The following is a 16,973-nucleotide window of genomic DNA, read 5'->3' on the forward strand; positions in this document are numbered from 1 at the left end:
CTGATCAGACGCCGGCGTGCCGTGGGCCTGCGGACGGTGCCTGTGCGCGCAGGCGCGCGGCCGACTCTATGGCGGCGTCCAGCACCTGACGTCGCAGTTCGTCGTCGTCCAGCGACTCGAACTCCACGACGGCCCCCCACCGGGAGAGGCGCTTCAGCACGTCGATGAGGACCTCTCGCTCGGGAACCCGCCCGTGGTCCACTGCGGGCCAGATCTCGGCGATGGTGCGGACGAGCGCTCGACTGCCGCCGATCGATCTCCGACGGGCGAAAATCTGGTCGAAGGCGGCCTCGCCGAAGGTTTCGAGCAGTTGATACCGGTCGTACTCCCGGGGCAAGGCCAGTAGGTGGGCGCGCCACCACAGTCGTCCCCAGACATGGCGCGTGATGTCCGTGCCGAGGACGCGATCCCCGGGAGGCCGCGGGTAGCGCCAGTAGGAGACGTCGGGCAGCAGTACCAGAGCCAGGAACGCCCAGATCGGTCGGACGGCGGCCTCGCCGGCGACGAGGCCGCACCTCTCGTGCAGGAGTCGTGCAACCTCGAGGTCGAACGACACCCTGTCCTGACGCCGGCCTTCGTCGGGGAAGCCGGCGCGGCGCGCGACCTCGAGCACGTCGTCGCGCAGCTGCTGCAGCTCTTCCTGAGTGATGCGTCGGCCGCCCGTGGCGGCGAAGACGGCCGCAGGATGGCGCAGGGCGTGCCGGGCGTTCAGCTCGGTGATCGACGACTGCAGGTGTTCCTGATGGAGGCGTTTCGCGGCGTCGCCGAGCAGCCGGGGATATAGGACGCTCACGGGCTCACCATCATTTGGGAGGCCTCCTGGATCCGGCTGCTGAACAGGGCGGGCGCCGTCTGTCGCTCTCGCCGCAGCGCTTCCATGGAGAAGGCGGGGAAGGCGTTGCGGACGACGGTGACGAGCAGGGCGCCGAGCGAGCCGATGGGGTAGTCGCTGTCCTCCGTCAGGTCCTCGCTCGTGAGGGCTCGTTCGACGAGCACTCGAAGGACGTCGGCACGCAGTGCAGAGAGGACCCGCATATCGGCGTCCGTCGGGGAGGACGCCGCCTCGACAGCGCGCATGACGACGTCGTGTCGCTCGTTGACCACCAGCAGAATCGAACCGAGTGCGGCCGCCTCGAGGTCCTCCTCGATGTGGAGGTACCAGCCGGCGCCGGTGGGATACGGCAGGTCGTGGAAGTCAGCGGTCGCGATGGGGAAGAGGGTGTTCTCGCCTTCGAGGAGCACGCGCTGCCGGTCCGACCAGAGGACGCTTCCGGGCCGGGTCGCCGCTGCCATGGATGCCCCTGGAGCGGGACGTCGGAGAGTGACGCTGGTGATGAGTTCTAGCGTCCCTCCGAGGTCGTCCCCGGGGAGCGAGAAATCGATGGTGAGGTCCGAGGCGTCATCGGCGGGGAGTTCGGCGCGCCAGGCCCTCCCGCGCAGCGCCGAGCTGGTGGCCAACCATTGGACGCTCAGGTCGACGGCCGCGTCCTCCGGCAGGCCGCTGAGCCGGCGCAGGCGGAGACCATCGACCTTCAGCGGTCGGTGCAGGGACAGGGTGGTGCTGTAGTCCCAGTCGGTAAGGGTGTCGGGTAGCGGTTCCCCTCCGTCGGGGGTGAGGCGCGACCACGGGCCCACGGTCACGACGTCGCCGGGCGGACGCAGGAACGGGAAGACGCGCGTCACGTGGCACCCGCAGGAACGGTGTCGGCCGAGGGCGTCGCGATGAGGCCGATCTCGGTCGCGGTGTCCGGCACGGGGGTCACCACGAGGTCCACCTCGGCCGGTCCGACCAACGTGCACGAGTCCCCCGCGACGACGCCGTCGGGGGTGCTCCAGTGGCTGACGCGGGGCCGCTCGGCTCCTGCCGGGGGCTCGTCCTCACGCCCCTCCCACGTCGCGACGGCGAGGCGGGCCTCCAACCGGACAGGACCGGGGGCGTCGACGCCGTACCGAGCGACCACCACGAGTGCTCCTTCGATTTCCTCGAGGTGGGGCTCCACGAGTGTCGTCACTCGCGCCCTGCCAGCGGCGGCCGACCGTCGGTTGTCGACTGCACCGGAGGACTCGGGCCGTGTGCCTCCGGCCATCGCAGCGCCCTGGGAACGGCGGACGCCCGCCGAAGCGGTCGAGTTCTCCGGCGCTTCTGCGAACGCTGCCGCGACGAGGCCTCCCAGGTAGCTGCTGGCGGCGCCCAGAGCGGTGCGCGACCTGGTGGAGACTGCCGCCTGTACCGGTGCTCGGAAGACGGCGAGCTGCTCCCGGAGGCGGGTGAAGGTGACCCGGACGAAAGTCCGGTCAGGGCCGGTCAACTGCTCGTAGACCCAGTTGTCGTGCGTAGGGGGTTCAGAGGCGGCGTAGACCTCGTCCAGGTCGTCGTCGGCGCGGAAGACGCCCGCATAGACGCTGTGCACCGAGCTGGTGGTCGGTCCCTCGTAGTAGCGGACGACGAGCTCGGGAGAACGCATCAGGCACACGTGGTGCGGATCGCCCTCAACCCCGGCGAATCCGGCGGCCATCGATGCGGCCCCGGCAGTCATCGGCACGACCACCGCCCGCTCGAGCGCGAAGCGGCCGAGGCGCTTCCTGGGGTTGCCGCTCTCGAGAGTCGTTGCGGCGTTCGACTTCAGGCCGCGGTACGCCGCGACGAACATCCGCAGCGGGTAGGTCCGGGACGGGTCGGGGACCGGGTGAGTGACCCCGGCGGACACGACCTCCGGGGTCAGGCGCTGGGCACCGCGCTCGGGGAGCATGATCGGCCAGAGCTGCCACGCGATCGTGTCGGCCAGGTGGCGTGCCGCGTGGTCCATGTCGTCGAACTCGTCCAGGTCGGGGTCGATGACGACCAGGGTCGTACCGGACTCCCCGGGGCCGAAGGGAGTGAGTCCCAGCGACCGGGCGACCTCGTCGGCGTGCTCCCCGAGGAGCGGTTCCACATGGTCGTCACGGGCGTCCCCCCACCAGTGCCGCCCGGTGAACGGCCGGCTCGCGGTGTCGACGCGGCCGCGGTTGTCGAAGGAGCTGCCGAGCGCGATCCCGATGAGACGGGAGGAGAGTTCTCCGTGCTCGTCTGCCGTGCGGGTGTAGACGAGGATGGTGCCCACACGGGAGAGCCGGTAGAGGACGGCTTTGCCGTAGCCGTACGTGCCGCCGCCCTGGGTGGTGTCCCGCTTCTCGCCGACGTTGAGCACGAACGAGATCCAGTCGCGTCGCCCGTCCGCGAGCTGGTCCGCCCTGGTCGGGCCACCAAGCCCCTTTGTGCCCCGGTCGACCACCGACAGGAGTCGCAGGTTGGGCGTCCGTACGGCACGTCCGACGCCCAGATGTTCCTGCACGCCGGCCGGCGGGGTGAGCAGTCGCTCCCATGTCGGACGATGGGTAGGCGCGACCGTCGTCAACTCAAGGCGGTACACCGTCTCCACGTCGGGCAGGCGGGCGTCCCAGGAGTTCTGTGCTGTCTCTCGGACGAAGACCGTCAGGGGATCGACCGGCGGCCGGCCGAGCTGGTTACGAATGCCCTCCGACGCGATGGCGCCGGTGGGAGGGAAGGGCTGGGACCACCAACGAGGTGTGATCACGGGGCGTCCGTCAGGAAGTCAGCGGGGTCCACATCCACGCGCTTTGCGTCCGCGGAGGGGGTGTCCAGGTCGAGTGTGTAGTCGATGGGGCCGATCCCGGCGGCCGCGGCGTCGCCGGTCAGCCCCGACGGCGTGACGCGTGGGAATCCGGGGCCCACCTCGTACACCCGCTCCTCGAGCAACTCGAACCTCGTGCGGTCGTAGACCTGTCGGTCCGCCTCGCGATATCCGACCTTGTGGAGCAGCAATCGAAAGGTGGTGCTGTCGTCCGTCAGGTCCAGGATCTCCGTCACCAGCTCCGGGACGGACGTGCCCTGATCGGATCGGACTCTCAGCCAGCGAAGCAGGAGTCGGCCGGGCGCCTCCACGTCGAGCTGGTCCGCCCCGTGGATGCGGATCGACCGCCCCTCCGGAGCAGTCGTCGTCTTGACCTCCACGGCGTGGCGGCCATGGTGGAAGTCCTGGGCGGAGCCGTTGGGACCGGTCCAGAAGACCACGGCGCCGAGGTCACGGCGGAGTGCGGCCCTGAGCAGGTGTAGTTCTCCAAAGAGGCCGGCCAGCGCCGTGGCGCTGAGGGGGCGGCCGTTGCCTGCGAGCAGCGCACGCCACTCCTTCAGCACCTCGCGAAGCGCGGCGACGGCCCGGTCGGGTGTCGCGGCGATGCGTTCGACGACCTCGACGCACAGCGCCTTGAACAAGTCCTCGAGCCCTTCGTCGACCAGTTCCAGAGAGGCATAGGGCTGGTATCTGTTCTCGTCCTCCAGCGCCCGTCGGCGGAGGACGACGGCGTCACCGTCGAGCATTTCCTGAAGCGTGTGCCGGGCGCCGAGAGGCACGAGCAGGTGTCGATGCCCCTTCGCGTCGAGCCCTGCCTGGACCGGCCCCTGCGGCGTCTCTACTCCCACCGAGGCCGCGCGGAAGCTGGTGACCACCGGGCGACCGGCTGCGGCGTTCCAGATTAGGTCGAGATCCCGGGTGCTGACGCTCACGCGGCCTCGTCGTCGTAGTCGAGGACGGAGGTGTCCTCCTCCTCCACGCGCACCCCCGAAAGGTCTGCGCTGTAGTACTCGACCTCGGAGTCCTCACTGCCGGGACGGGGCGTCGGGAAGAGGAGCGCGATGCCGATCACGACGTCTTCGGTCGGTGCGTCCAGGGGGAGACGTCCGCCCTTGCCAGTGTCCGACCGGGGTTCGATCGGGTATATCAGGACGAGGCCTTCACCCGGCCGCTGCTCCTGACGAAGATCGAGGATGCGCTGGCGGGAGCCGGCGTCGGCGCCGTCAGTGCTCAGGTCGATGTGTTCGTCCCTGCGGCTGGACAAGGTCTTGATGTCGGCGACGCCGTCGAAAGCGGTCTCCGAGGGCTGGCCCAGGCGGGCACGCTTGACCATGCGCACCGTTACGCCCGAGCCGAGATCACAAGACGGGGTGGCCGAGGTTGCCTGCGAGTTCCCCACCACCGCGACGCTCCACCGGTTGAGGGCGCCAGCGCGCGCCCGCTTCGTGATGTAGTCGATCAGCCGTCCGCGGTTCCCCTCCTCCGAGCGTTCGTGAAAGGCATACGTCTGCAAGAAGGCAACCACGTCGTCCGTGGGCACTGCCGTGAACAGGGCCGTCTCGGGTCGCGGAGCAGTTTCCGCAACGCCATGCTGTTGGGACGCACCAATCAGGTTCCGCGCAGCTCGTGCGTTCGTATCGAGTACTTCGCGTCCGCGCTCGGTCACGTCGAAGAAGCGGGACTCCACGAGCATTCCGCCGTACTTTGCGTGCGCGAGAACCGCTGACTTCATCTTGGCCTTGGATGTGATGGCCATCTGCGGGTGGGACCGGAGTCTCACGGCGAACGTCAGCGGGGTCTCCGCAGGGTTGTGCATGTAGCGATCGATGTCGCGACGCATGTCCGCCTCAACCGTCGCCAGGTGGCTGAACCACATGCCAAGTTCTTCGGTCATCCAGATTCGGGGAAGGTCTGCGTAGCCGTTCCGGTACCCGAACCAGCGCCCCATCTGCAGCAACGTGTCGTACGCGGACACCGCCCTGACGAAAAGGCTGGACACCAGGCCTTCCAGCGTCAGCCCGCGGGACAAGGTGTTGCCACCCACCGCAATGGCGGTGACGGGGCCCGACTCATAGTTCAGACGGTCGCTGCTGCGGTAGTTGTCGATGACGACCCTGGTCTCGCCGACGACCTTCTCGAGGTGAGCCAGCAGCGTCTCGAACGGGACCTTCTTCTCGCCGAGATCCGTGGCCGGCACAAGGCTGGTTTCCCGCTCCCACGTCGAGCGCAGCCGATCCAGGGTGCGTTCGTCCGTACGGCGCAGCCGCTCGAGCAGCGACTGCTGCAGGTGCTCCAATGGCGCCTTGAAGGCCTCGTGCACCGAGGTCTCGGTCGTCGTGTGAACAAGCATCGTCGAATGAGGGTTGCCAACGCCCCGTGCCCGACGCGCTGCGGTCGCGAGCCAGAACCACTCGACCGCCGCCTGGAGGGACCGGGTGATCGCCGGCTGGAAACCGGCGGCCTCCTTCTTGTTCCGCGGCTTGAGGTCGTCGACCTCCTCGTCCGGCACCAGGCGCACCATGTCGTGACCACCCGGCAGATCGGCGGGATCCTCGCCGTCCAACAGGTCGCGGCCGAAGAGCACCTCAGTGCCGTGGTAGCCGAGCGGTTTCGGAAGATTGACGATGAAGTCCCGTGGATAGAAGTCCGCGTCCGCTGACGGGTCGATCAAGAGATTCGCGAATGGTGTTGCCGTGTAGCCGACGTACCCGACCTTGGGAAACTTGTCGAGGACGTCGAAGAGCAGTGGGTTGATCTTCGCCGTCGCGACCGTCGACTGGTCGGCCTCGTCGTCGATGATCAAGGTCGGGCACTGATCCAAGTACTCGCCGGCAGAGGCGAGCCAATCGCGCAACTTCCGCAGCACTGCGGCGTTCTTCTTCACCACAAGGAGCAGATGCTGGTCCTTGGCGGCGAAGAAGGCCTTCGGGTTCGGGGGCGGTGTGAAGTCGCGGACCTCGTTGGTGACCTGGTGCCACTGGCCGGGGTTCGCGTCGACGAGGTCCTTGACCAGTCGGATCTGGGTCTGCCGCCGAAGGGTGTTGTGGATGCCGGAAAGGACGATGAAGAGCTTGTAGCCCTTGTCCGCAGCTTTTGCCATGACGGCCGTGAAACTGGTCGTCTTGCCCGACTGGACGTAGCCGACGACGAGGCCCCGGGTCCGGTACCGGTCCTGCTTCGGGTGGTCCAGAAGGGCCACGATCTTCGTGGAGGACTTGTCGATCGAGGTGACGTTTTCGTCGCCGAAGTCCTTGCGCTTCATCGATGCCATGAGCGCAGGCCAGTTCCGGTCGTTCTCCATGTCCGGGCCCGTGTACCAGGTCTGACGCCCGTCGAGGTGCACCGATGCAGGCTCATCCAGGTTTCGGATGCGCAGGCTCTCCGCCTCGTGACGTTCGCGAACCGCGCGGATCATCGCGTCGTTCGCCCCGAACAACTGCAGGTTCTTCACGGCCTCGTGCGGCGTCATCGACTGAGTGAACTTCTGAAAGACCTTGTAGAGCTCGTCGACCTGCTCTTGCGTGACCCCTGCGGCTGTCACCACGAGCCCCCTTCCGTAGGTGCGTCGAGGCGAGGGTAGTCACGAACTGCAACTACTCAGTGGTGACCAGCCGGACAGATGGCACTTGGGGCTGAGGCGTGCTGGTGAGACAGAAGGGTTTCCTGTCGCAGGACATGCTTCATGTTCTGGCGCCCGCGTAATGCATGGGCTCGAGCGGAGAGCCTCATGGATGCGGCGGATCAAGCCGGTCGAGCGAGGCGATCCAAGGCAGCGGTGAAGCTGTCGTTCCAGAGACCCAGGTGCGGCCAGCGCTCGGCAACGCGCGCCGTCGCCTCCTCGACAGACATGCCCCGCTCGCGCACCAGCCAGCCGCGGAGCACCAGCCCGGTGCGCGAGGCGCCGCCGTGGCAGTGCACCAGCAGCTGGTGCCCCTCCTCCTGCAGCGCCGCCATGTCGTCCAGGACGTCGGCGAGCATGACGTCGAGGTCGGCGTTGTGCTCGTTGTCGGCGATGTAGGCCATCCGGTGCACCGGGTGCGGGAACGGCTCGCCCAGCCGGCACAGCGAGATGACGGCGAAGTCCTCCTCGCTGTCTCGGGCGCCGTCGAGGTTGCCGGCCCAGATGCCGGGCAGCACCTCCGTCGGGCCGATCCGCGGGATCACGCCCGGGTCGTAGTTCTGCTGCACCCCGCCGTCCAGCGAGGCGGCGAGCTGCTGCAGGTCGGCCAGCCGCCACACGCGATCCCCGTGACCGGGCACCCGCCCGTGCACCGCCGACGCCCACCGGCTCGGGATCGCGCCCATGCCGAACACCGCACCGGCCAGCCCGCCGGCGACGCAGGCCACCGTGTCGGTGTCACCGCCCAGGTCGATGACCAGCCGCAGCACCTCGGCGAAGTCGCGGCCGTTCCGCAGCGCCCACACCGCCTGGCCGAGGGTCGGTCACACCGCGCCGTTCGACTCGGTGGCTCAGGCCGGCGTCCACGACGGAGCGAGCACGGTCGTCCACCGCTCGCGGTGCTCCGGGGCCACCGCGTCGAGCGCGGACGGGATGGCAGCCAGCGGGTCTGCTCCGTTCAGCGCCACCCGCATCAGTTCGTGGAAGATCGCGCAGCCCTCACCGGCCGACGGGTCGCCGTGGGTCAGCGCCGAGATGCGCCGGGCGGCGTCCATGGTCGCCTCGCGGCCGTCCCGCGAGAACCGGATGGCCGCCGGCGTCGTCCGCATCAGCGAGCCGTTGCCGGCCGCGTGCCCGGACCGGGAGAAGTGCTCGGCCGCAGCGACGTCCCACGGCCGGCCGGAGCCGAGGACGGCGCGCGTCTGGTTGCCGATGTCCGGCGGACCGGCCGCCGCCCACGCCGAGAACCGCTCGAAGACGTCGGCCTCGTCCAGGCCGCCGCGCTCCACCAGGGACGTCGCCACGAGCAGCGCCATCTGGGTGTCGTCGGTGAACTCGCCCGGCTCCCAGTCCAACGAGCCGCCGCCGCACATCTCCGTCTTCGAGCCGCGGGTGGGGGAGGGGAAGCGGGCGGAGAACTGCCTCGGCGGGCCGAACTCGAACGGGGCGCCGAGCGCGTCGCCCACGGCGGAGCCGACGAGCGCACCGGCGACCCGGTGCGAACGGTGCATGCGCGTGGCCATGAACTCTCCTCCCCACGGGTGAGCGCAGCGGTGCGCTGATCCGAAGTCAACCGCCACGGTTCTACGTTCGCTGCTGACCTCCCGACCTACCCCCCCGGCTTACCGTCCTGAGGCATGCGCCGGGGCGTGGACCACCCCGGCCAGGCGATCGCGTCCTGGCCGGCGAGCCAGGCGCTCGACGCCCGGCTGCTCACCGAGGTGTACCGCGACCCGGGCGCCTGGCCGGGGACGCCTGGTCATCTCGTCCGAACGCGGCGGCGCACGGACCGAGAGGCCGTGGTCCGAAATCGAGACCGAGCTGCCGACCCGGACGGGTAGTCCCCGCCTCGACGGCGTTCGGGGCGACGGCGCCCGCGCGACCTGCCGTGCCAGGCTTGATCCGTGTTCGACGACCTGCTCGTGGCGCGCAACCCCGACCCCGACTCCACGCTGCCCTACCTGGTGCGGATCCCGTTGGGCCCGGCCGGCGTCGTCGTCAAGACCAGGGAGGTGTGGCCCCGGGCGACGAAGGTGTACTGCCACCGGGCCGAGGAGTGGCCGGCCGACGCCGAGATCGTCGAACGGCATCCCGTCCGTTCCTGCTCCCGCCGAGGCCCCGCCATCGACCTGGTGCTGACCCGCGCGCGGGAGAACCGCTCGCAACTGGTCATCACCCGGGCCCGCGGCCGCGAGGTCATCTTCTGGCAGTCCCCGCGGACGGCGAAGCAGGCCCGGCCCGGCGTCCACCTGCCCACCGCCCGCGCGCACGGTCAGGTGCTCGACATCCTCGTCGACAGCGGCGAGAAGTACCCCTACGCGTTCGGCTCCCAGCAGGCCACCACCCGGCGGCAGCGCCTGTCCGCCGGGGACTACGCCGTCGAGCTCGACGGGGACGTGGTCGCCGCCGTCGAGCGCAAGACCCTGGAGGACCTCGCCGGCAGCCTGCTGTCGCAGAAGCTCACCTACGCCCTCGCCGAGCTGACGGCGTTGCCGCGCGCCGCCGTCGTGGTCGAGGACCGCTACAGCCGGCTGTTCAAGCTCCCGCACACTCCAGGTGCCCGGGTCGCCGAAGCGCTGGCCGAGGCCCAGGCGCGCTTCCCGTCGGTGCCGGTGGTCTTCTGCGAGACCCGCCCGCTGGCGCAGGAGTGGACCTACCGCTGGCTCGGTGCGTGCCTGGCCGAGCTGGGCGCGGCCCGTGCCACCGAGGCCGTCGAGAACTCCTTCGCCGCCGGCCGGCCCGTGCCCGCCCGGCCCGCCTCCGCGTCGGAGATCCGCGCCTGGGCCCGGGCGCAGGGTATCGACGTCAGCGATCGCGGCCGGATACCGGCCGACCTCCTCCGTCGCTACCATCGCTCAGCGGGGTGACCGGTAGGCCGTCTGTGGGCGCGCAGCGGCAGAACCCATTCAAGACCGCCACAAGTGGTATCACCCTGGTATCGTTTTTCCGTGGCCATGACCTTGCGCATCGACGACGAGCTGGAGAAGGCCCTTGCGGCCCTCGCGGAGGCAGAGGGCACCTCGCGACAGGAGATCGTCCGGCGTGCCGTCCTGGAGCGGCACGCGCGCAGCGGTCACGCCGCCCGGGTGCAGGAGAGCTCGGCGCGGCTCATGGAGCAATGGGGTGATGTCCTGCAGCGCCTCGGCACAGCGTGAGCGAGGTCGAGTACCTGGACATCGAGGACCTGCTGGCGCTAACCCGGCAACTGGGAGCAGGTCCGATTCGGGACATCGGACTCCTAGACTCCGCGGCGGGCCGCCCCCGTGCGCAGGCGTTCGGGCAGGACGCCTACCAAACGCTTCCGCTGAAGGCTGCGGCGCTCCTGCATTCGATCGTCCGGAACCACGCGTTGGTCGATGGCAACAAGCGGCTGGGCTGGCTGGCGACGGCGGTTTTCCTCGATCTCAACGGCCACGCCCCTGACCTGGAAGACGACGCAGCATTCGGACTCGTGATGGACGTGGCGGCCGGTGGTGTCGACGTCGAGGCGATCGCCTCACGTCTCCGGGTCCTTCCTCGCTGAGAGGTCCTCAGGGGGCGGGCCGCGCCTGCAGCCGCTTCCGGCCGTCGCTGAAGACACGCGAGTCGCCGGTGTAGTGGCAGTGGCGTGCCGCGCCCGCTTCCACGTCGGTTGGTCAACCGGCGCTGGTCGCCGTGCCCGGTCGCCCGCGAGTTGGCTGTGAAACGCATGTGGCGGGAGCGGACCGGACCGGCCCCGAACCGTCGGTTCTGTCGTCCCGCTGTGTCAGGGTCGGCGCAGCCCGTACCCCTCGGTCGACGTCCGGCCGCGAGCACAGAGGAGCCGTCGTGACCGTCGCCGTCGTCGACGTGGAGATGGCCGACCTCCCTGGGGCGCGCTCGTGACCGCACGGCTGTTCCCCGACGAGCCGCAGTTCGCCTCCGCGGCCGAGCGGCTGCTGGTCGAGACCCTGCGCGAGCAGCTGCCCGACGACGCCGCGCTGTTCTGCAACCTCCGCTTCAGCGACGGCCGGCAGGACCGGGAGGCCGACCTGATCGTGGGCTGGCCCGGGGTGGGCGTCGCCGTGGTCGAGGTCAAGGGCGGCAGCGTCTCGCTGGACCGGGGCGAGTGGCGGCAGCAGCAGTTCGGCGTCGACACCGTCATCCGGCCCGTCGACCAGGCGGTCGCCTGCAAGTACCTGCTCTGCGAGTACCTGGGCGACCACCCGCGCTGGACTGCCGGCCGCCCGCGGACCGCCCACTTCGTCGCGGTGCCCGCGACCACGCTCCCCGATGACTTCATCGCCCCCGGCCTGGCGCGGTGGATGGCGATCGACGCGACCGACGTCCCGCACGCCGCCGCGCGCATCCGGGCGGCGCTGGCCAAGGTCCGCGACGAGCCGGACCCGCCGACGCCGGACGACGTCGACGTGCTCGTCGACTGCCTGGCCGGCGCGGCGATCCCGCAGCAGCACCTGCTGGCCGAGCTGGCCGAGCGCGAGGCCGCCTGCGACCTGCTGACCAAGGACCAGGCCAAGGTGCTGGACCTGCTGGCGGCCTACGACCGGGTCGAGATCCGCGGCGGTGCCGGCTCGGGCAAGACCTGGCTGGCCGTGGAGAAGGCCCGCCGGCTCGCCGCCGACGGCCAGCGCGTGGCGATCATGTGCTACTCCCGCGGCCTCGCCGAGTTCCTCACGCGCCGGGTCGAGACCCTGCCGAAGCGGCAGCGGCCCGCGTACGTCGGGACCTTCCACAACCTCGGCATCGGCTGGGGCGTCGAGCCGGGTTCGGACGACGACAGCGGCTACTGGGAGGAGCGCCTGCCCGCCGCGATGGTGGAGCTGGCCGCGGCGCTGCCGGAGGGCGAGCGGTTCGACGCGATCGTCATCGACGAGGGGCAGGACTTCGCGCAGAGCTGGTGGGACGCCGTCGTCGCGGCGCTGCGCGCGCCGGCCACCGGCTGCCTGTACGTCTTCTCCGACGAGGGGCAGCGCATCTTCGCGCGGCAGGGCCGGCCGACCGTCGACCTGATGCCGATCCCGCTCAACGAGAACCTGCGCAACACCAAGCAGATCGCCGGCACCTTCTCCAGCCTCGCGCCCGAGCAGATGCGCATCCGCGGCCAGGCCGGAGTGCCGGTGCGGTTCGTCCAGTGCGCATCGGAGGACGCCGTAGGTGCGGCCGACGACGTCGCGGACGGGCTGCTCGAGGAAGGGTGGCCGCCGGAGTCGGTGGCGCTGCTGACCACGCATCGGCGGCATCCGGTGCAGGTGGAGCGGCAGGCCGAGGGGCAGGACGCCTACTGGGCCACCTACTGGCAGGACGACGACGTCTTCTACGGCCACGTGCTCGGCTTCAAGGGGTTGGAGCGACCGGCCGTCGTGCTGGCGGTCAACGGCTTCCGGGACGAGGCCCGCGCGAAGGAGATGCTCTACGTGGCGCTGTCCCGGGCCCGCGACCTGCTCGTCGTCTGCGGGGACATGGACCTGATCCGGCGGGTCGGCGGCGAGGCCGTAGCCCGCAGGCTCGCAGGGACTCCCACGTGAGCAAGTACGACCCGCTCGAGCAGTGGCTGCGCGACCCCAGGAGGGGAGACGAGGCCACCCTCGGGTTCGCCGACGTCGAGGAGCTCCTCGGCGCCTCGCTACCTGCCTCCGCCGGTCGCCACCGTGCCTGGTGGGCCAACGATCCGACGCACGTCCACGCGCGCGCATGGTTGCACGCAGGCTGGGTCGTCGATGCGGTCGATCAGCGGTCCCTGCGCGTGCGGTTCCGGCGAGCAGCGTGAGTGGACGTCGGATGTACCCGCTGCGGGGCGGGGCGCATCGAGGCGATCTGCTGCCAGCGCTGCTAATATGCATGCATGCCGGTGTCAGTGACCATCCGCGACGTGCCGGACGAGACCCGGGACGAGCTGGCCGCGCGCGCGGCGCGAGCCGGTCAGTCCCTCCAGGAGTACCTGCGTGGGCAGCTGATGGCGCTGGCACAGCGCCCCAGCCCGGAGGCCCTGTGGGACCGCGTCCAGCACCGCGTCCTCGCCACCGGCAGCCGGCTGTCCGCTGACGCGGTCGTCGAGCTGCGCGACGCCGACCGCAGGTGACCATCGTGGTCGACGCGTCCGCCGTCGTCGCCGCGCTCATCGATGGCGGGCCGGACGGCTCGTGGGCGCGCGCCGGGCTGCGCGCCGAGGACCTCGCGGCACCGCACCACGTGTACGTCGAGGTGTCCAACGTGCTGCGGCGTGCTGTCCTCACCGGCCGGCTCGGTGCAGACGTCGGCGCACTCGCCCACCGTGACCTCGTCGAGCTGCCAGTGACGTGCTTTCCGTTCGAGTCACTGGCCGACCGTGTGTGGGAGCTGCATCCCGGGATCACCGCCTACGACGCCGCCTACGTCGCACTCGCCGAGGCGCTCGATGCGCCGCTGTGGACGCTCGATCGGCGCCTCTCCGCCGCGCCGGGCCCCCGGTGCTCGTTCCGACTCCCGACGGCGTGAGAGGTCGGCCGGCCCCGGGATGAGTTCGTGTCTGCACGGGCAGGGCAGCGCCCGGCGACAGATGTGAGCGTGTGAACACGACGGTCGGCGCCGCGCCTGCCTGCCACCGACGCGACGCCGGCCGGGCCCAGGCATCCCCTGGGCCTGGCCGGCGTCGGCCGAGCTGCTGCTACCGGGCGCCCGGCACCGCCACGTCCACCCACACCAGGCGGTGGTCGGAGCTGGGGAAGCCGTTGGTGTACTGCCGGTCGTAGGTCCCGGTCAGCCGCGACAGGGGGTCGCTCTCCGCCGGCCAGAAGACCCCGGCGTCCAGCACGCGGAGCGGCCGGGAGGGCAGCACGTAGTCCACCCGCAGGTTGCCCACCCCGTTGTCGTTGAAGTCGGCGGTGTCGTAGGCCGGGTCACCCGCGTGCGCCTCGTTGGCGCCTCCCTGCAGCGCCGAGGCCTCGGCCGCTCCCTCGCTGGCCGGGAGCGGGTCGCGGACGAACGGGTGGTCGGTGACCTGCCGGGCCGCCCCGTCAACGCCGCCGCCGTCGTCGGCGGGGTCGGCGTTGAGGTCGCCCATGATGACGAAGGGCTCACCGGGCCGCAGCCCGCCGTGCACCCCCGCGTCGTCGTAGATGTAGCCCGACTGCTCGCCGGGGCTGACGTAGTCGGCCCAGAACCGGATCTCGTCGGCGTTGCGCGTCCCGTTCCGGTCCTCCGGCCCGTCGAAGGACGGCGGGGTGGGGTGGCTGGCCAGCACGTGCACGGTGCGGCCGCCGATCTCGACCGGCACGTCGACGTGGTTCTTGCTCGACAGCCGGAACACCTCCAGCTCCTCGGCCGAGTACCAGTCGGCGGGCTCCGGCGTGCCGGGGTCGTCGGGCAGCCGGGCCCCCGGCATGTCGGCCCAGCGGAACTCCTGGAAGGTCCGGACGGCGTCGGTGTCGATCGGGTACTGCGAGAGGAGCACGAACCCGTACTGCCCGGGGAACTCGCCGAAGCCGAAGGAGTCGTCACCGTAGTCGCGACCGGACGTCCCCACCTCGCCGTCGTGGTCGAGGTCGTACCCGCTGGCGATACCGGTGTTGGAGGGGAATGCGAGCGCGTACGGGTAGTCGATCGCCGCGGCACCGCCCTGCCCGACGGCCAGGAAGTTCTCCTGGAAGCGCTCCAGGGCCAGGCCGCCGGCGTCGTAGTCGAACTCGTTGAGCAGCAGCACGTCGGGCCGCTGCCGCTGGATGATCTCCGCGACGTTGCGCACCTCGACGTCCTGCGCCTCGTCGTCGGCGTCGGCCAGGTCGGCGGCCAGCTCGCCTTCGGTGGCGCGGAACATCGAGACGTTGAACGACGAGAACGTGACGGGCTCCTGCGGAGCGGCAGCGGCCGGGGCGGCGAGCAGCACGGGGAGCGTGAGCACGCCGGCGAGTGCGGCACCGGCGGCCGCCCGCCGGCGGGCGGGACGTGGGTGGGACATCGAACCTCCAAGGGGTCGTGCATCGGATGTCGGCCGCACCTGCGCGTGCAGGCGGCCCGGGGTGCCTGCCGTCAGGCGGGTGTCAGCACCTGCTGGTGCGCGACGTTGCCCGCGACGTCGCGCAGCTGGACGGTCATGACGCCGCTGGCCCCGTCGACGTGCACGTGACCGAGGAACTGCAGGCCTTCGCTGGGTGGCTGGTTCGGCCGGTCCGCGAAGCGCGAGAAGACGACCTCCGGACCGAACGTGCCGTCGAGCTCGTTGGGGCCGAAGGTTCCGGCGTGCAGCGGCCCGGAGACGAACTCCCAGAACGGGTCGAAGTCGCTGAAGGCGGCCCGGTCCGGGTGGTAGTGGTGGGCTGCGGTGTAGTGGACGTCGGCGGTGAACCAGACGACGTTGCGGACGCCGGACCGCTTGATCTCCGACAGCAGCCGGGCCAGCTCCAGCTCGCGGCCGAGCGGCAGCCCCGGGTCCCGGTTGCCGATGCCCTCCTGGTTCACCGGGCCGTCGGGGACGACCAGGCCGATCGGCATGTCGGACGCGATCACCTTCCACAGCGCCCGCGACGAGCGCAGCTGCCGGCCCAGCCGCGCGAGCTGGTCCTCGCCGAGGATGCGCGTCTCCGGGCCGCCGGTCGCCAGGTTGGCGGAGTTGGGGCCGCGGTAGGTGCGCAGGTCGAGGGAGAAGACGTCGACCAGGGGGCCGTAGGACAGTGTCCGGTCGATGCGGTCCCCGCCGATCGGCATGTACTCGAGGAACGCCTGCCGGCCGCGGGCGGCGAGGGTGTCGACGTCCTTCACCGTGTACCGGTCGTCGGTGAGGACCTCGCCGGGATACCAGTTGTTGGTGACCTCGTGGTCGTCCCACTGGACGAGCTGGGGCACCTGGGCGGCGAAGCGCCGGACGTTGTCGTCGAGCAGGTTGTAGCGGTACTGGCCGCGGTACTCGTCGAGGGTCTCGGCGACCTTGCTCTTCTCGGGGGTGACGACGTTGCGCCACACCGTGCCGTCGGGGAGCGGAACGCGCTCCTGCAGCGGCCCGTCGGCGTAGATGCTGTCGCCGGAGTGCAGGAAGAAGTCCGGGTCCAGCCGGCGGATCGCCTCGAAACCGGTCATGCCGCCGGTGTCGGGGTTGATGCCCCAGCCCTGGCCGGCGACGTCGCCGGACCAGGCGAAGCTGACGTCGCGCCGGTCGGCCGGGGCGGTGCGGAAGGTGCCGACGAGCGGCTCGCTGGCGTGCCCGGCGTTGCCGTGCTCGGCGAAGCGCACCCGGTAGAACAGCTCCGTGCCGGCGGGGAGACCGCCCAGCAGGACCTTGCCGGTGTGGTCGGTGTCCGGGCCGACGTCGACCCTCCACCGCCCGCGAGGGCTGCGGAAGTTCTCCGTGGCGGCCACCTCGACCAGCATCCGGGCCGGACGGTCGGTCTTGGACCACACGACCGCCGAGGACGCGGTGACGTCGCCGCTCTGCACCCCCCACCGCACCTCCGGCCGGGACACACGCATCCCAGGGCTGCCGAACGCGGCCGGGGCCGGGCCGGCGAGGGTGGCGAGGCCGGCTGCTCCGCCGACGACGGCTGCGGTCTGCAACAGCCGCCGGCGGGAGAGCACCGGATCGAAAGGGGGAGGCGGGGTGGGATCGGGCATCGTCGGCTCCGTTCGGATGACGCGTTGCGGGATGCCGGTCACGCTCCCGGCCCGAGGCGACGGCCCGACGACGCACGGGCGAACGGAGTCGGAAGACGGGGCAGCGCCGTGGGTACCCGTGTCGCGCGAACGCGGGCACGCGCCGATGAACTATCCGCCGGTCC

The 16,973-nt window shown here is 70.8% G+C and carries 15 protein-coding genes and 1 pseudogene; 7 read left to right on the forward strand and 9 right to left on the reverse strand.

The genetic code is table 11. The features are described from left to right. Nucleotides 1-4: 4 nt before the first annotated feature. The 7 genes and pseudogenes from C5507_RS10005 to C5507_RS23110 form a co-directional block, all read right to left on the reverse strand. The gene (locus C5507_RS10005; protein WP_104528378.1) at nt 5-793 is read right to left on the reverse strand and encodes a DUF6339 family protein; all 789 of its coding nucleotides are present in this window, start codon (nt 791-793) and stop codon (nt 5-7) included. After that, on the reverse strand, nt 790-1,683 hold the full coding sequence (locus C5507_RS10010) for a hypothetical protein (RefSeq protein WP_104528379.1): 894 nt from the start codon (nt 1,681-1,683) through the stop codon (nt 790-792). The genes C5507_RS10005 and C5507_RS10010 overlap by 4 nt, the downstream gene beginning before the upstream one ends. Then, entirely contained in the window at nt 1,680-3,575 is a 1,896-nt protein-coding gene (locus C5507_RS10015; protein WP_104528380.1) for a hypothetical protein, read from the reverse strand. The genes C5507_RS10010 and C5507_RS10015 overlap by 4 nt, the downstream gene beginning before the upstream one ends. Then, nucleotides 3,572-4,564 carry a PD-(D/E)XK motif protein gene (locus C5507_RS10020; RefSeq protein WP_104528381.1) on the reverse strand — a complete coding sequence of 331 codons (993 nt, stop codon included), beginning with the start codon at nt 4,562-4,564 and terminating at the stop codon, nt 3,572-3,574. The genes C5507_RS10015 and C5507_RS10020 overlap by 4 nt, the downstream gene beginning before the upstream one ends. Continuing rightward, the gene (locus C5507_RS10025; protein WP_207225755.1) at nt 4,561-7,173 is read right to left on the reverse strand and encodes a Z1 domain-containing protein; all 2,613 of its coding nucleotides are present in this window, start codon (nt 7,171-7,173) and stop codon (nt 4,561-4,563) included. Before C5507_RS10025 ends, C5507_RS10020 begins: the two co-directional genes overlap by 4 nt. Nucleotides 7,174-7,373: 200 nt before the next feature. Beyond that, complete coding sequence (locus C5507_RS23400; protein ID WP_346193782.1) at nt 7,374-7,937, reverse strand: protein-tyrosine phosphatase family protein; 564 nt, start codon at nt 7,935-7,937, stop codon at nt 7,374-7,376. Then, nucleotides 7,929-8,774 (reverse strand): annotated as a pseudogene (locus C5507_RS23110) (ADP-ribosylglycohydrolase family protein); the annotation flags it as partial. The pseudogene C5507_RS23110 and the gene C5507_RS23400, both read right to left, overlap by 9 nt. Before the next feature lie 381 nt (nt 8,775-9,155). On the opposite strand from C5507_RS23110, the gene C5507_RS23115 reads away from it, so the two are divergent. The 7 genes from C5507_RS23115 (at nt 9,156) to C5507_RS10065 (ending at nt 13,704) form a co-directional block, all read left to right on the forward strand. Further along, complete coding sequence (locus tag C5507_RS23115) at nt 9,156-10,118, forward strand: Lsr2 family DNA-binding protein (protein WP_104528382.1); 963 nt, start codon at nt 9,156-9,158, stop codon at nt 10,116-10,118. An 87-nt stretch (nt 10,119-10,205) separates the two neighbouring features. Then, nucleotides 10,206-10,406, forward strand: coding sequence for a ribbon-helix-helix protein, CopG family (locus C5507_RS10040; protein ID WP_242611371.1), 201 nt, complete (start codon nt 10,206-10,208; stop codon nt 10,404-10,406). Beyond that, a complete protein-coding gene (locus C5507_RS10045; RefSeq protein WP_104528384.1) occupies nt 10,403-10,774 on the forward strand; it encodes a type II toxin-antitoxin system death-on-curing family toxin in 372 nt (123 codons plus the stop codon). The genes C5507_RS10040 and C5507_RS10045 overlap by 4 nt, the downstream gene beginning before the upstream one ends. 337 nt (nt 10,775-11,111) lie before the next feature. After that, nucleotides 11,112-12,755: a nuclease-related domain-containing DEAD/DEAH box helicase gene (locus C5507_RS10050; protein ID WP_104528385.1), complete on the forward strand. Its 1,644-nt coding sequence runs from the start codon at nt 11,112-11,114 to the stop codon at nt 12,753-12,755. Then, nucleotides 12,752-12,997 (forward strand): DUF7662 domain-containing protein, encoded by a 246-nt coding sequence (locus C5507_RS10055; RefSeq protein ID WP_104528386.1) that lies wholly within the window; start codon nt 12,752-12,754, stop codon nt 12,995-12,997. Before C5507_RS10050 ends, C5507_RS10055 begins: the two co-directional genes overlap by 4 nt. 75 nt (nt 12,998-13,072) lie before the next feature. Then, nucleotides 13,073-13,309: a FitA-like ribbon-helix-helix domain-containing protein gene (locus C5507_RS10060; protein WP_104528387.1), complete on the forward strand. Its 237-nt coding sequence runs from the start codon at nt 13,073-13,075 to the stop codon at nt 13,307-13,309. Nucleotides 13,310-13,314: 5 nt separating this feature from the next. Continuing rightward, nucleotides 13,315-13,704 carry a type II toxin-antitoxin system VapC family toxin gene (locus C5507_RS10065; RefSeq protein ID WP_242611086.1) on the forward strand — a complete coding sequence of 130 codons (390 nt, stop codon included), beginning with the start codon at nt 13,315-13,317 and terminating at the stop codon, nt 13,702-13,704. A 169-nt stretch (nt 13,705-13,873) separates the two neighbouring features. Here C5507_RS10065 and C5507_RS10070 read toward each other — a convergent pair whose 3' ends face one another. Together C5507_RS10070 and C5507_RS10075 are read right to left on the reverse strand one after the other, a co-directional pair. After that, a complete protein-coding gene (locus C5507_RS10070; RefSeq protein WP_104528389.1) occupies nt 13,874-15,163 on the reverse strand; it encodes an endonuclease/exonuclease/phosphatase family protein in 1,290 nt (429 codons plus the stop codon). Nucleotides 15,164-15,234: 71 nt separating this feature from the next. After that, a complete protein-coding gene (locus C5507_RS10075; protein ID WP_104528390.1) occupies nt 15,235-16,809 on the reverse strand; it encodes an alkaline phosphatase D family protein in 1,575 nt (524 codons plus the stop codon). Nucleotides 16,810-16,973 lie beyond the last annotated feature (164 nt).

This window comes from Blastococcus saxobsidens, assembly GCF_002938435.1.
In the GTDB taxonomy this organism is placed as follows: Bacteria; Actinomycetota; Actinomycetes; order Mycobacteriales; family Geodermatophilaceae; genus Blastococcus; species Blastococcus saxobsidens.